The sequence below is a fragment of the Actinomyces gaoshouyii genome, assembly GCF_002076915.1.
GTDB classification, from domain to species: domain Bacteria; phylum Actinomycetota; class Actinomycetes; order Actinomycetales; family Actinomycetaceae; genus Actinomyces; species Actinomyces gaoshouyii.
Genome location: NZ_CP020468.1, coordinates 1,109,237 through 1,123,793, shown reverse-complemented (window position 1 = coordinate 1,123,793; position 14,557 = coordinate 1,109,237). Strand labels below are relative to the sequence as shown.

12 protein-coding genes are annotated in these 14,557 nt (G+C 70.2%); 8 read left to right on the top strand and 4 right to left on the bottom strand.

Annotated features, from left to right (window positions below):
- Positions 1 to 182: 182 nt before the first annotated feature.
- From gndA to B6G06_RS04550, 5 genes are all read left to right on the top strand, one after another.
- Positions 183 to 1,658: an NADP-dependent phosphogluconate dehydrogenase gene (gene gndA, locus B6G06_RS04570; protein ID WP_080462641.1), complete on the top strand. Its 1,476-nt coding sequence runs from the start codon at positions 183 to 185 to the stop codon at positions 1,656 to 1,658.
- Positions 1,659 to 1,876: 218 nt separating this feature from the next.
- Positions 1,877 to 2,320 carry an FHA domain-containing protein gene (locus tag B6G06_RS04565; RefSeq protein ID WP_080462796.1) on the top strand — a complete coding sequence of 148 codons (444 nt, stop codon included), beginning with the start codon at positions 1,877 to 1,879 and terminating at the stop codon, positions 2,318 to 2,320.
- Between the two features lie 89 nt (positions 2,321 to 2,409).
- A complete protein-coding gene (gene ftsR, locus B6G06_RS04560; RefSeq protein WP_081171184.1) occupies positions 2,410 to 3,060 on the top strand; it encodes a transcriptional regulator FtsR in 651 nt (216 codons plus the stop codon).
- A gap of 116 nt (positions 3,061 to 3,176) precedes the next feature.
- Entirely contained in the window at positions 3,177 to 3,647 is a 471-nt protein-coding gene (locus B6G06_RS04555; protein ID WP_080462639.1) for a DUF151 domain-containing protein, read from the top strand.
- A 364-nt stretch (positions 3,648 to 4,011) separates the two neighbouring features.
- A complete protein-coding gene (locus tag B6G06_RS04550; protein ID WP_080462795.1) occupies positions 4,012 to 4,527 on the top strand; it encodes a MerR family transcriptional regulator in 516 nt (171 codons plus the stop codon).
- A gap of 156 nt (positions 4,528 to 4,683) precedes the next feature.
- Here the strand turns inward: B6G06_RS04550 and B6G06_RS04545 are convergent, their stop codons facing one another.
- Positions 4,684 to 6,312 carry an Hsp70 family protein gene (locus B6G06_RS04545; RefSeq protein WP_080462638.1) on the bottom strand — a complete coding sequence of 543 codons (1,629 nt, stop codon included), beginning with the start codon at positions 6,310 to 6,312 and terminating at the stop codon, positions 4,684 to 4,686.
- A gap of 347 nt (positions 6,313 to 6,659) precedes the next feature.
- Here B6G06_RS04545 and B6G06_RS04540 point away from each other — a divergent pair, with 347 nt between their 5' ends.
- Positions 6,660 to 8,675, top strand: coding sequence for a sucrose-specific PTS transporter subunit IIBC (locus B6G06_RS04540; protein WP_205635479.1), 2,016 nt, complete (start codon positions 6,660 to 6,662; stop codon positions 8,673 to 8,675).
- Between the two features lie 129 nt (positions 8,676 to 8,804).
- On the opposite strand, the gene B6G06_RS04535 is transcribed toward B6G06_RS04540, so the two are convergent.
- A complete protein-coding gene (locus B6G06_RS04535) occupies positions 8,805 to 9,812 on the bottom strand; it encodes a LacI family DNA-binding transcriptional regulator (RefSeq protein ID WP_081171180.1) in 1,008 nt (335 codons plus the stop codon).
- Positions 9,813 to 9,880: 68 nt separating this feature from the next.
- Positions 9,881 to 10,585: an SGNH/GDSL hydrolase family protein gene (locus tag B6G06_RS04530; RefSeq protein WP_081171178.1), complete on the bottom strand. Its 705-nt coding sequence runs from the start codon at positions 10,583 to 10,585 to the stop codon at positions 9,881 to 9,883.
- A gap of 216 nt (positions 10,586 to 10,801) precedes the next feature.
- Here B6G06_RS04530 and B6G06_RS04525 point away from each other — a divergent pair, with 216 nt between their 5' ends.
- Both B6G06_RS04525 and B6G06_RS04520 read left to right on the top strand, forming a co-directional pair.
- Positions 10,802 to 11,179 (top strand): hypothetical protein, encoded by a 378-nt coding sequence (locus B6G06_RS04525; RefSeq protein WP_081171176.1) that lies wholly within the window; start codon positions 10,802 to 10,804, stop codon positions 11,177 to 11,179.
- A gap of 120 nt (positions 11,180 to 11,299) precedes the next feature.
- Entirely contained in the window at positions 11,300 to 13,780 is a 2,481-nt protein-coding gene (locus tag B6G06_RS04520) for an ATP-binding cassette domain-containing protein (RefSeq protein WP_081171174.1), read from the top strand.
- Here the strand turns inward: B6G06_RS04520 and B6G06_RS04515 are convergent.
- Positions 13,777 to 14,400 carry a hypothetical protein gene (locus B6G06_RS04515; RefSeq protein WP_081171172.1) on the bottom strand — a complete coding sequence of 208 codons (624 nt, stop codon included), beginning with the start codon at positions 14,398 to 14,400 and terminating at the stop codon, positions 13,777 to 13,779. The two genes, B6G06_RS04520 and B6G06_RS04515, sit on opposite strands and share 4 nt — an antisense overlap.
- Positions 14,401 to 14,557 lie beyond the last annotated feature (157 nt).

Below are 14,557 nucleotides of genomic sequence, written 5' to 3'. Positions count from 1 at the left end.
CTTACTTTAGGTGCCCGGCGCGCTGGGCCCTGGCGTGTTTCACGTGGAGAGTAAGGGGCAGGGGCCGGTGGCGCCGCGGGCTACTGTTGGCAGCGGCCCACGCGAGGATCCCCGCGCGCAGCGGGGCCGAAGGAGCCAGCCGCATCGGCTGCCCGGGCCGCGATCCACCGAAAGGCAACGTGATGACCAGCTTCACCCCTGCCCCCTCAACCGCAGACCTCGGCGTCGTCGGCCTGGGGGTGATGGGAGCCAACCTCGCCCGCAACCTGGCCCGCCACGGCCACGAGGTGGCCGTCTTCAACCGGACTCCGGTCCGCACCGAGAAGCTCATGGACCGCTACGCGGACGAGGGCGCCTTCGTGCCCGCAGCCGAGCTCGCGGACTTCGTCGCCTCCCTGCGCCGCCCCCGCGTGGCCATCATCATGGTCCAGGCCGGGGCCGCCACCGAGGCGGTCATCGACGCGCTCGCCGAGCTCATGGAGCCCGGCGACATCATCGTCGACGCCGGCAACACCCTCTACACCGACACCCGCCGCCGCGAGGAGGCCCTGCGCGAGCGAGGTCTGCACTTCGTGGGCATGGGCGTCTCCGGCGGGGAGGAGGGCGCGCTGCTGGGCCCCTCCATCATGCCCGGTGGGACGGCAGAGTCCTACGACCGCCTCGGCCCGATGCTCGAGTCCATCTCCGCCCAGGTCGACGGCGTCCCCTGCTGCACCCATGTGGGCCCCGACGGCGCGGGCCACTTCGTCAAGATGGTCCACAACGGCATCGAGTACGCCGACATGCAGCTCATCGCCGAGGCCTACGACCTCCTGCGCGGCGTGGCGGGCATGAGCGTGGCCGAGATCGCCGAGGTCTTCCGCGCCTGGAAGGACTCCGAGCTCGACTCCTACCTCATCGACGTCACCACCGAGGTCCTCTCCCGCACGGACCCCGCCACGGGCGGGCCCTTCGTCGACGCCATCGTCGACGCCGCGGGCCAGAAGGGCACCGGCGTGTGGACCACTCAGACAGCCCTGGAGCTCGGCGTGGCCGTGCCCGCCATCGCGGAGGCCACGTTCGCGCGCGCCGCCTCCTCCTCGGCCGGTGCGCGCCTGGCCGTGCGCAACGCCTCCTTCGACGCTGGCGCCCAGCCGCCGGCGCTCGACGCGCCCGAGGCGCGCGAGGAGTTCGTGGCGGCGGTCAAGGACTCGCTCTACGGCTCGAAGATCGCCGCCTACGCCCAGGGCTTCGACGAGATCGCCACGGCCTCGGGACTCTACGGCTGGCAGGTCGACCTGGGCGCCATGGCCCGCATCTGGCGCGGCGGCTGCATCATCCGCGCCCGCCTCCTGGACGATATCACCCGCGCATACGACGAGGAGCCGGCGCTCGGCAGCCTCCTGACAGCTCCGGTCTTCGCCTCCGCACTGGAGGCAGTCCTGCCCGCCTGGCGCCGCATCGTCGCCACGGCGGCCCTTGCCGGCGTCGCGGCACCCGCCTTCGCCTCCTCGCTGGCCTACGTGGACCAGCTGAGGGCCGAGCGCCTGCCAGCGGCCCTCATCCAGGGCCAGCGGGACTTCTTTGGCTCGCACACCTACCACCGCGTGGACGACCCGGAGGGCACCTACCACGTCACCTGGTCCGCGCCCGAGCGCGTCGAGGAGAAGTGGGCCTGAGGCCGGAGCGGGACGAGGATGCCGAGTACCTGGACGCCGATGAGCTCCTGAGCCTGACCCGCGATGGCCTGGACCTGCCGGTTGCCACCTGTCCCGGCGCCGTATTCCCGCATTCGGTGAGGGAGCGAGAGCCTGAACGGCGCGACGACGGCGCGCGGGGACCGGTATGGTGGGCCCATCGCGGCGCGACGAGCGCCGCCCTACCAGAGGGGGCCACGATGACGAGCATTCCATCGGATTCGGACACCACGTCGACCCAGACCCTCGGCGCGATCGACCTGTCCGCCGATGTCGACGTCCAGGTCATCGGCCTCTCGGCTCAGGACCGGGCTGCGATCGCCGCACTGCCTGCGGGCACGGCGCTTCTCATCGTCCAGCACGGCCCGGTGACCGGGGCGCGATTCCTCCTGGACGCGCAGCAGACGACCGTGGGCCGCCACCCCCGCGCCGATATCTTCCTCGATGACGTGACGGTGTCCCGTAAGCACGCGATCTTCTCCGCCGTCGACGGCGGGTACGCCGTGCGCGATTCGGGATCGCTCAACGGCACTTACGTCAATAGGGAGCGCGTGGAGCAGGCGACCCTGCGGGCCGGCGACGAGGTCCAGATCGGCAAGTTCCGGATGACCTACCACCCCGGCCCTGCCGCGACCGCCCAGTGAACCGACCCAGTCGATCCCGCGAGCAGAGCCCCGCCGCCGGGAAGGGGGCTCCAGGGCCGTGGCCGCGCGGCGTCTCCCGCGAGGCCACGATGAAGATCAGCGAGGTCGTCGAGGCACTGAGGGCCGAGTTCCCCGCGCTGTCGGTGTCCAAGCTGCGCTACTTGGAGACTGAGGGGCTCATCTCACCGCACCGGATCGGCAACGGCTACCGGCGCTACTCGCAGGCCGACGTCGCCAGGCTGCGCTTCGCCTTGACGGCCCAGCGCGACGAGTACCTGCCGCTGGGCGTCATCCGGGAGAGGCTGGAGGACATGGACGCCTCCGCCTCGGCGCCGGATCCCGCCCCGATCGCCCGGGTGGTGGCCTCGCGGGGCCGCGCCGTCGAGGGAGCCGACATGAGTCTGGAGGATCTCAGGGCCCTCACGGGGGCCTCCGAGCCGGATATCAACGAGCTCATCTCAGTGGGTCTCATCGCCGCCGACGCCCGCGGGCGCTTCGCCCCCCAGAGCCTGCGCATCACGCGCCTGGCCCTGGAGGCCGCGCGCCTGGGACTGCCCCTGCGCAATCTGCGCTTGGTGCGCACCAGCGCGGAGCGGGCGGCGGACTCCATCGATCAGGCCACGCAGTCCGCCCGGCGCCGCTCGGCCACGGCGGCCGAGGACTCCGCCACCCGGCTCGCCGGCCTCATCGGCGAGCTGCACGGGGAGTTGCTCCACCTGGCCGTGCGCGCCCTGTCCTGAGCCGCAGACTTCCCAGCCGGCCGGGCGCCGGCGAAGGCCGGAGTAGCCGATGAGTCGGTGCGCCCATTCGCCGGACGCGGCACCCGGCTGACCCGTAGCCTTATGGCGTGCGCCCCATGCATCTCGTGGGCATCCGATCCACCGCAGCCTCCACCGGCCTCGTCGCGATCCTCGTCGAGGCCGGTGGCCCTGGCATGACCGCCGTTCCCGTCACCGCGCGCGAGGGACTCGTGCTCTCCGAGCCGATTCCCTCCACACGACCCGGCTGGGTGAGCCTGCTGGCGCGCAGCGTCCATATGCTGGGCGGCTCCCTCCTCCAGATACGGCTTGGGGTCGACGCCGATGCCCGCCTCGTCTGCGGCCTGGCCATCGCCGGAAGGGACGAGCGCGGAGAGGTGGGGGAGGTCCCCTGCGCCCCGGGCGACGCCCTCGTCCTGGCGAGCGCCCTGGACCGGCCGATCCTCGCCTCCGAGACGCTGCTGAGGCTGCGCGGGGTGGACCTGGGCGAGCAGACGATGCACGAGCGGATGGCGCGCTGGCGGAGGAGCCTGGCCACCGCCATCCCGGAGGATCCCCCGACCAGGTGAGGGCGGGATCCGGCGCTGCCTGGACCCAGCGCGACACGCGGCACATGTGTGACAGATGTGACTATTGAGGTGATCTCGGTCATGATCACCTTTTTAGGCGCACTGATGAAATCCCCGAATACCAGGTGAAACCCGGCCTCCCGTCGTCCGTCATTGACTTGAAGTTGAGATTGAGATCCAGCGGAGGAGTTCCGCTCGGCGCGCCCTTCGTTGAGCGGGAGCGGATCGCCCTCTATCGTGGGGCATGCGGTCGTTGACGGCAGCCCGTCGCGATCCGAAAGCCAGTAACCGATCTGTGAGGAGCAGTCCTGTGAGCGCGAACGAAGCGAGTCTTCACGCACCCGCACCGCAGCTCGCCCAGGGCATGCTCTTCGGCGACACTCTTCCGGACCTCGACGCCTCCTCGGGGTACCGCGGACCGGTCGCCTGCCGCGCCGCCGGCATCACTTACCGCCAGCTCGACTACTGGGCCCGCACCGGGCTGGTCGAGCCGACGGTGCGCGGCGCCAAGGGCTCGGGCACGCAGCGCCTCTACTCCTTCCGCGACATCCTCCTGCTCAAGATCGTCAAGCGCCTGCTCGACACCGGTGTCTCCCTCCAGCAGATCCGCACCGCGGTGGATGCTCTCCACGAGCGGGGGGTCGAGGACCTCACCTCCATGACCCTCATGAGCGATGGCGCCTCCGTCTACGAGTGCACCTCTGCCGACGAGGTCATCGACCTCGTCCAGGGGGGGCAGGGCGTCTTCGGGATCGCCGTCGGCCGGGTCTGGCATGAGGTCGAGGGATCGCTCGCCGAGCTCCCCGTGGACCACGCCGAGGCCCCCGTCGTCGAGGATGAGCTCGCCAAGCGCCGGGCCGCCAAGCGCCAGGCCGGCTGATCCGCTCCCGGGGATCACGCGCCGGCGGCCCCTGGGAGCGATGGTGGCGGGATACCACCGGACGACGCCCGCTCCACACCATCCATCACAGCATATTGAGACGCCCCGCCCGCCCCGTTCCAGGGGTGGGCGGGGCGTCACCGGGCCTCCAGGACCTCAGGCGGTCTGGCGGCCCAGGACGTAGCGACGCGAGAAGCCGTCCTCCAGGTCGGTGATCGTCACCTGGACGAGTCCCGCGGAGTCGATCTCGTAGCGCTCCTGAACGCGGCGACCCGCGCCTGTGCGCTCGACAGGGCGTCCGGAGAGGTCCTCGTCGCGCAAGGCGGGGTCGAAGGGGAAGATGATCTCCTGGTACGGGGCGAGCTCGCCGCGGGGCTCGCCGTCGGCGTCGACGCCCGCGCACTCGACGAAGCGGAAGCAGCCGATGTTGTGGACGGCCGTGTACTGGCGGGTGATGACCGTGCCCTCACGGGTGGCGCCGGCCTGGATCGCGTCCTCCCCAAGGATGGCGTCGAAGGTCGTGCGCTGGCCGTCGTCGGCCTCACGGAACACTCCGAAGCCGCGCGAGAGGCGGTCGATGAGGTCGTAGCCGGAGTCCCGGTCCGAGGCGATGGCGAGGCCGATCGCGGTGGAGGCGCCGGGGTAGGGGGAGCGGTGGACCCTCGCGCCGAAGCGCTCGCGCAGCATCCTGGGCACGAGGGGCAGCGCGGAGCCGCCGCCGACCAGGTGGACGCCCGCGACCTCGGTGAGATCCGGGTCGCCGTCGGCGAGACGGCCGATGAGGGGCTCCATGACGTCCAGTGAGCGCTCCAGGAGGGGCTTGCAGACGTCGTAGAGCTCGGCCGTCTGGATGATGATGTCCTTGCCGCGTACGTCCAGCGCGATGCGCCGGGTCTGGGGGGCGAGTGCCTCCTTGGCATCGCGGCACTGGTCGAGCAGATCGGAGACCTCACGATCATTGAGGTCCTCCTCCCGCACGCCCGCGCGCTCGAGCGCGAGCTGGGCGAGGAGGAGGTCGACGTCATCGCCGCCGAGGTCCCCCAGACCGCGGGAGGCCAGCACCTCGTGGGCAACGCCTCGCACATCCACGAGCGAGGTGTCGAAGGTGCCGCCGCCGAGGTCGTAGACCAGCACCCGGCTGCGCCTGGAGGAGACGGTGCGGGCCTTGCGGTGCGTGTACTCGAATCCGGCCGCGCTGGGCTCGTTGAGCATGGCGATGACATTGAAGCCGGCATCGCCGAAGGCCTCGAGGGTCAGGAGGCGCTGGGCGCCGAAGGCATGGGCCGGCACGGCGACGGCGACCGAGACGCGCGATCCTCGCGCACCGGGGTCGGTGCCGTCCATGCCGGGGGCCGCCTTGAGCTGGGCTCGCAGGTGGCGCAGGTAGTCGGTGAGGATCTCCAGGACGGTGAAGCGCTGGCCACCGAGCTCGAGCTCGGTGGCCGGGGTGATGCGCGGGCTCGATAGGCGCCGCTTGAGGCTGCGAAGCAGCGGGGCGCCCTCGCGGGCGGCGGCGCGCGCGGCGAAGCCGTGGACCAGGCCGTCCGGGGTCAGGGCCGTGAGCGAGGGCAGGTACTCCTGGGGATCACCGTGCTCATCGGGGAAGGGCACGACCGGGTAGTTACCGCGGTCGACGCGAGCCACCACGGTGCGCGTGGTGCCCAGGTCGATGCCGAGGGAGGGACCGGGCCGGTTCTCGCCCGGGGCCGGAGCCTTGGCTCGGCAGCGGCCGCGTGAGGAGGAGGTGGGCAGGGTCCCTGAGGTGCGCGGGCGCTCGGCTGTCATGGTGCTGAGCCTAGCGGGACCCGGGCAAATAGGGCCGAAGCCCCACCGGGGAACGGGCAAAGTGGCGGGCAGAATCAGGCGCGGACGCGACGATCGGGGACTCGGCGGATCGGCGCGGGTCGGTCGCGTCGGCAGTCGCATCGCCCGGCACTCAGACCGGCCTTGCCCGGACGGGCGCGTAACGGTAGTGTGACTCACGTTTAACACAGGCCCTGCCAGGGGATCATCGATGACCCCGTGGCGCCGCATCCCACCCCCACGATCCCCATCTCGCGGCTCGCCGCGCCCGGTGACGGGGAGGATGGCGCCTGGCAGTGCCGACCACTGAGAGGAGGCACCGGGTGGCAATGGATCACGCCCGGGTGGCGACCGACGTCCTGACCTACGTCGGCGGCGCGGAGAACATCACGGCGGCCGCGCACTGCGCGACCCGCCTGCGACTTGTCCTTGCGGACTTGGGCAAGGTCGATCAGAAGGCCCTCGACAAGGACCCCGATATCAAGGGGACCTTCATCGCCGGCGGCATGTACCAGATCATCGTCGGCCCCGGCGATGTGGACCACGTCTTCGATCGCATGATCGCGACCGGCGGGGTCAAGGAGGTCTCGAAGGATGAGGCCAAGCAGGTAGCCGCCCAGTCCGGCAACCTCGCCTCGCGGTTCATCAAGATGATCGCGGACATCTTCGTCCCGATCCTGCCCGCCCTCATCGCCGGCGGTCTCATGATGGCCATCAACAACGTCCTGACGGCCGAGGGCCTCTTCGGCAAGATGTCGCTCAAGGACCGGTGGACCTGGCTGGCCGACTATGCCGACCTCATCAACCTCATCTCCTCAGCGGCCTTCGCATTCCTCCCCGTGCTCGTGGGATTCTCGGCGGCCAAGCGCTTCGGCGGCAACATCTACCTCGGCGGGGCCATGGGCGCCGCCATGGTCTCCAGCTCCCTGCTGAGCGCCTATGACATGAGCAACCCCGAGGCGGCCGCGAAGTTCTGGGAGTTCACGGGGGCGAATCCCAGCTGGCAACTGTTCGGCTTGGAGGTCCAGAAGATCGGCTATCAGGCGATGGTCATCCCGATCATCTGCGTCGCCTACCTCATGTCGGTCATCGAGAAGCAGTTGCACAAGCGCCTGTCCGGCACGGCCGACTTCCTCCTCACCCCGCTCATCACGCTGCTCGGCACCGGCTTCCTCACCTTCGTCGTCGTCGGCCCGATCACGCGCCAGCTCTCCATCTGGATCACCGACGGCCTGGACTGGACGTACAACACGCTCGGCCCCCTGGGCGGCGCGCTGTTCGGTCTCGTCTACTCGCCGATCGTCGTCACCGGCCTGCACCAGTCCTTCCCGGCAGTGGAGATCCCACTGATCTCCGACATCGCCAACACCGGCGGCTCCTTCATCTTCCCGATCGCCTCCATGGCCAACGTCGCCCAGGGCGCCGTCGCTATCGCAGTCTTCCTGCGCACCAAGGATGCCAAGATGAAGGGCCTGGCTGGCGCCGGTGGCGTCTCCGCGCTCCTCGGCATCACCGAGCCCGCGATCTTCGGTGTCAACCTGCGCCTGCGCTGGCCGTTCTTCATCGGCATGGGATCGGCGGCCATCGGCGCCGCTCTGGTGTCCTTGTTCAACGTGCGCAGCCAGGCGCTCGGCGCCGCGGGATTCGTGGGCTTCGTGTCCATGGTCCCCAAGCACATTCCGGCCTACCTCGCTCTCGAGGTCCTTGTCGCGGTGATCGCCTTCAGCGGCGCCTACTTCTACTCCCGCACCGCCAAGGGAGCCGCCTCCCTGGCCGATGGCGACGTCGAGGATGAGGCCGAGGCTGAGGCTGAGGCCATCCACGAGCACACCGCCAAGGGCCAGCCCCATGAGGCGGTCAAGGTCGAGCTCCCCGCTGAGGCCGCTGAGGACTTCTCCGTCACCTCGCCCATCGAGGGGCGCGTGGTTCCGCTGTCCGAGGTGGACGACGCCGTCTTCTCCCAGGGGCTGCTCGGCCCGGGCCTGGCGGTTATCCCGTCGGCGGGCCCGGTGGTCTCCCCGGTCGATGGTGAGGTCATCGTGGCCTTCCCGTCAGGCCACGCCTACGGCATCCGCGCCGCCAGCGGCGTGGAGGTGCTCATCCACGTCGGCATGGACACCGTCCAGCTCGACGGCAAGCACTTCAGCCCGAAGGTCCACCAGGGCGACGTCATCCGCCGCGGCACGCCGCTGGTGGAGGTCGACTGGGACGCGGTCAAGGCGGCCGGGTACCAGATCGTCACGCCGATCGTCGTGTCCAATGGCGACAAGTTCTCCGGCATCTCCGAGGCCGGGACCCACGACGCCTCGCGCGGCGACGCGCTGTTCAGCGTCAACCACGACTGAGAAGCCCAGGGCATCTCCAGAGAGGGTCGGGCCCATCGCATTCCCGCGGTGGGCCCGACCCCTTTTTCCACCGAGACCGGTCGAAAACAGCGACGAGACCGGTCCGCAGCGCTGATGAGGACGCGTGGCTCAGGTGGTCCGGCCAATGACGAGCTCAACCGGGAGCTCGATCGGAGCGATCTCCAGCGCGCGCAGTTCAACGCCGTCATGGATCGCCGCGATCTGGGCCAGCAACTCGGCGACGGCGCGACGCGAGAGCTCGGCGATGGGCTGCCGGATGGTGGTCAGTCCCGGCATCGCCTGGCGGATCGCCCGCGTGCCGTCGAATCCGATGACTCGCAGGTCCTCGGGGACGCCCAGCCCCGCCGATCGGGCCCACTCCACAACGCCGGCCGCGGTGAGGTCATCAGTGGCGAAGACGGCGTCGAAACCACCGAGGCGGCTGGTCAGCTCATCGTTGATGCGCTGGGTCCGCTCCGGCTCGGGAGTATTGAAGTCGACGGCCACGATCTGGGCCTCGATGTCGGCCAGGGCCAGCGTGGACCGATAGCCGGCCTCACGGCCGTTGCGCCTGCCCGTGCGCGAGGTGAGCAGCAGCGGGTGGCGCGACCCTCGCTGGAGGAGGTGTTCGGTGGCGAGAGCGCCTCCTCGGACATTGTCGCAGCGGATGTTGGGGATGGCAGGGAAGAGGTCGCGGTCGATCATGACCAACGGCATGCGGACCGTGCCGTAATCGGCGAGGTCCTCGTTGTGAGCCGACGAGATGATGCCGTCCACACGATGCGAGACGAGCAGGTCGAGATACTCCCGCTCGCGCTCGGCGCGGCCCTGGGAGTTGCACACCAGGATGCGGTAGCCGTGCTCCGCCAATGCGATCTCGAGCTGCGCGGCGAGCTCACCGAAGAAGGGAAGGGCCACCGTCGGGACGATGACGCCGATGCTCCGGGTGGCCATGCCGTGCAGGACGCGGGCGGCCTGGTTCGGCCGGTAGTTGAGCTCCGCGATGGCGGCGCTGACCCGCTCCTTGGCCGCCTCGCTGAGGTAACCGCGGTTGTTGATCACTCGTGACACGGTGGTCAGCGAGACGCCCGCGAGCTCGGCGACATCGGCGAGCGTCGGCTCTCGGCGCTGAGGCACAGCAACTCCTATGTCTTGACGTCTGGACGGAAACCGCGGGCAAGCCTATGCCCGCGCGCACCGGACTGCTACAGCGGGGCGCCGCTCGACAGCGCGCCGGAGGGCGGGGGAGTGGGGACCAGGTCGGGGACCATCTCGCGGTAGATGGCGATCATGGCACGGGCAATGGCCGCGTGACCGGCGTCGTTGGGGTGGATCCCGTCGATCGCGAGCTTGTTCTCGTTGCCGTCGATCGCGGTGCTCATGGCGTCGGTCGAGGCCAGGCCGAGGCGGGTGGCGTGGTCGTGGACGAGCCGGTGGATGATGCCGAAGCGCGGGCCGATGCCGAGGGCGGGGAAGTAGGGAGCGACGATCGTGGGGACGCCCGGAAGGCGCTCAACCAGGAAGGCGAAGTCGTGCTCGATGGCCTCCTCCACGAGGTCCCGCTGGGAAGGCAGGAGCGCGGCGTCGTTGAGCCCGAGGCAGATGGTGACGACGTCGGGCTCAGCGCGCAGGACCGTCTCCAACCAGGTGGTGTCCCGGCATGAGGGGGAGCGGCCGCCCCCGGGCAGCTTCCCACCGCGCCGGCAGAAGAAGCCGATGCCATCGGCCGCCAGGCTCGCCTCTCGCCAGCGCAGGTGCTCGCAGACCAGCGACGAGAAGCGGTTGCGGGGGTGGCTGACCGAGTTCCACCCCGTAACGACGGAGTCCCCGAGGAAGACGGCGGTGGGGTGAGGTGTCAGCCGGGGGACCGTTGGGCCGTCGGGTCCTGCGGGCGGGTCTGGTGACGTCATGGCTAGAGCGTAGGCCGATGGCCGCGGCCGCGCAGGTCGATGGGGATGTGCACGACGGCGTGCTACCAAGCACGACCGGGTGGGCGCGTTGGCGTCACGAGGACGGAGCACGGGCTCGGAGGCGCTTATGTCATTTCTGCGTCGGAGCGGATCGCTACCAGCCTCCTCACAGGTTGCTCAGGGCTTCGACGCAGGTCGCAGACCCAGGATCCGATCATGGCCGGAAGCAGGTCCGCTGAGACTGGGACAGGGACGTCGGGGACGATCTACATTGACGAGTCGGGGGCGCCGATCGAGGCGCCTCGCGACCGGTTCGGCGATCGCCCGGGCGCGTTCGCCGAAGGCGTCCCGCATCCGCGGAGTCGCAGCCTCCTGGCGCCCGTGTGGCGCACGGGCATAGGCGCGGGAGGCATCCTGGCGTGCGTCGGGCTGCTCGCGATCATTCTCGGGCGCGGAGCGGCCGCGCTCGTGCTGTGGCCGCTGGGAGCCTTCGGCGTCGTCGTGGGCACGACGATCATGATGGCGACCTTCCGAGCCCGTCGGCTGGTGCTCGACATGACGACAGCGGAGGAGCCTCTCGTCGACACGAAATGACATAATGTCCATTATCGGTGGATAATGGACAGGGCTGCGCCCATCGGCTTCCTTCATGACCGCGCCGGCCATCGCCTCGCGAGCGCCGGTGCACTCCCGGCTTCTGGCATGATCGGTGGAATGCGGAGCGAGAACCAGCCCGACGGCCACGCGGCGCCAGTACCCGCGCACGAGTCGCCGGACCACCACGACGCGATCGTCGTCATCGGCGCGCGCGAGAACAACCTCGACGGCATCAGCCTGACGATCCCCAAGCGGCGCCTGACGGTGTTCACGGGCGTCTCGGGCTCGGGCAAGTCCTCGCTCGTGTTGTCCACGATCGCCGCTGAGTCGCGCAGGCTCATCAACGAGACCTACCCGGCCTTCATCCAGGGCTTCATGCCATCTGCCGCGTGCCCCGACGTCGACCGCTTAGAGGGACTGACCCCCGCGATCATCGTCGACCAGGAGCGCATGGGCTCCAACCCGCGCTCCACGCTGGGTACCGCCAGCGACGTCGGCGCGATGCTCCGCGTCCTGTACGCGCGCCTCGGCGCTCCCCATATCGGTGGCCCCCAGGCCTTCGCCTTCAACGTGCCCTCCGTGACCGGCGGCGGCGCGGTTACGACCCAGCGCGGTGGGCGCAAGGTCGTCGAGCGCAAGCACTTCAGCGTCATCGGCGGGATGTGCCCGCGCTGCGAGGGCCTCGGACGCATTTCTGACATAAGGTTGTCCGAGCTCTACGACGGAACTCGCTCATTGAACGACGGCGCCATCACCGTCCCCGGCTACACCGCTGGCGGATGGTCCGCGCGGGCCTTCGCCGAGTCCGGTTTCTACCCCGCCGACAAGCCGATCTCCACCTTCACGCCGAAACAGCTCGACGACTTCCTCTACAAGGAGCCGACCAGGATCGAAGTCGGTCGGGTCAACATCACCTACGAGGGCCTGGTGCCCAGGATCCGCAAGTCCATGCTCTCCAAGGAGCCAGAGGCCCTGCAGCCGCATATTCGGGCCTTCGTCGAGCGCGCCGTCGTGTTCGGGATCTGCCCGGATTGCGACGGAACGCGCCTGGCCGAGCCCGCCCGGACCTGCCTCATCGACGGCCGATCCATCGCCGACGCCTGCGCCATGCAGATCTCCGACCTCGCCGACTGGGTCGCCCGCCTCGAGCGCGCCGCCACGGGAGCCGACGACGGCGGTGCCTCGAACCCAGCGCCACTGCCCCGCATTGACGGCCTGACAGGCGCCGCTGCCCTGCTCGCATCGCTGCGCGAGAGCCTGGATGCCTTCGTCGGCATCGGCCTGGGATACTTGTCCCTGGACCGGCCCGCCTCCACGCTCTCGGGCGGCGAGGCCCAGCGCACCAAGCTCGTGCGCCACCTCGGCTCGGCCCTCACCGACGTCACCTACGTCTTCGACGAGCCCAGCATCGGGCTCCACCCACATGACATCCACCGGATGAACGCTCTGCTGGAGGACCTGAGGGACAAGGGCAACACGGTGCTCGTCGTCGAGCACGAGCCCGAGACGATCGCCATCGCCGACCACGTCGTCGACCTCGGTCCCGGCGCGGGCGATGCCGGCGGGCGTGTCTGCTTCGAGGGCCCGGTTGACGGACTGCGGCGCTCCGGCACCCTCACCGGCCGCCACCTGGCCGACCGGGCGCGGCTCAAGGACTCCCCGCGCCGGGGCGCCGGCACTATTGAGATTCGCGGTGCCAGAACGAACAACCTGCGCGGCGTGGATGTGGATATCCCGCGCGGCGTGCTCACCGTGGTGACGGGCGTGGCCGGCTCGGGCAAGTCCAGCCTCGTCCACGGCCACCTGTCCCCCATGGACGGCGTCGTCACCCTCGACCAGTCCCCCATCAGGGGCTCGCGCCGCTCCAACCCCGCGACCTTCACCGGGCTCCTCGATCCCATCCGCAAGGCCTTCGCCAAGGAGAACAAGGCGGCGGGGGCCAAGCCGGCGCACTTCTCGGCGAACTCTGAGGGAGCCTGCCCCGTGTGCGGCGGCTCGGGGATCATCGAGACGCAGTTGGGATTCATGGAGACCGTCGAGTCGCGCTGCGAGGCGTGCGCTGGGAGGCGCTTCAACGAGGAGGTCCTGGCCTTCACCCTCGGCGGCCTGTCGATCGCGGATGTCCTGGACCTGAGCGTCGGCGCTGCGCGGGAGTTCTTCGGCGACGGCGAGGCTCATCTGCCCGCGGCGCAGCGGATCCTGGACCGGCTGGCGGATTGCGGCCTGGATTACGTGAGGCTCGGGCAGGCGCTCAGCACGCTCTCCGGCGGGGAGCGCCAGCGCCTCAAGCTCGCCGTCCACCTGGGCCAGGAGGGGGACGTCATCGTGCTGGATGAGCCGACCGTCGGTCTGCACCCGGCCGATGTGGAGGCGATGCTGGGGCTGCTCGACCGGCTCGTCGAAGCGGGGCGGACTGTCGTCGTCATCGAGCATCACCAGGCCGTCATGGCTCATGCCGACTGGATCATCGATATGGGCCCCGGCGCGGGGCACGATGGCGGCCGTGTCGTCTTCGAGGGGCCACCGGCCGATCTCGTGGCCTCCCGCGCCACCCTGACCGGCCGCCACCTGGCCGACTACTGCGGTGATGGCCGCTAGCCCCGCGCGACGACCCTGGCGGCCAGGTCGAGGACGCGCGAGGTGATGCGGTTCTGGATCCGCATGGAGCGCTGCCAGTCACCCGCGATGAGCAGGGAGTGATCCGCCTGGGGGAACTCCAGGACCTCCAGGTCCATCCGGGGGCGGGGACCACCGCGCCACACCGGATCCGCGGTCCCGCCGGCGACGAGCGCGGGCGCCTTGCCGAGCTCGAGGGTGGTGAGGACCGCCTCGTCGTCGAGCACGGGGGTGAGCCAGGCCGCAGGGATCGCCTCACGCTCCGCCCAGGGTGCCAGTCGAGTGCCCAAGGACTTGCCGACGATCAGCATCGGCGACTCCCGGCCGGTCATGCGCTTGGACGCGGATCGCGTCCAGTGGGCCTGGCTCTCCAGCTCCTCCAGGCTGCTCGGCGGCTCGTCCCATTCCAGGGCCACCACCGCCCACCCGGCCTCGGTCAAGGCGGTCGCCGGCCAGAACAGCAGCGGCATGGAAGCCGTGTAGCCGAGGCCGGGGACCACGAGGCACAGGCCCAGTGGCTCGGCGCGGCGCCCGGGCCAGAGCCTCAGGCGCGCCCGCGATCCGCGCGCCACGGACTGCGGGGCTGTCATGGCGTCGGACATCAGGGCCTCCTCCAGCCATTCGTTCAGGGTATGACCGCAGCATCTCACGTGAAGGGGCCGCGCGCCCGCGAACGCTATGATGTGGGCGGCCCGACGCGGTCCGGGAACACTCCCGGCCCTCCCCGTGTTGAGGTTCACGGCGTCGGCCGCCCCTTGG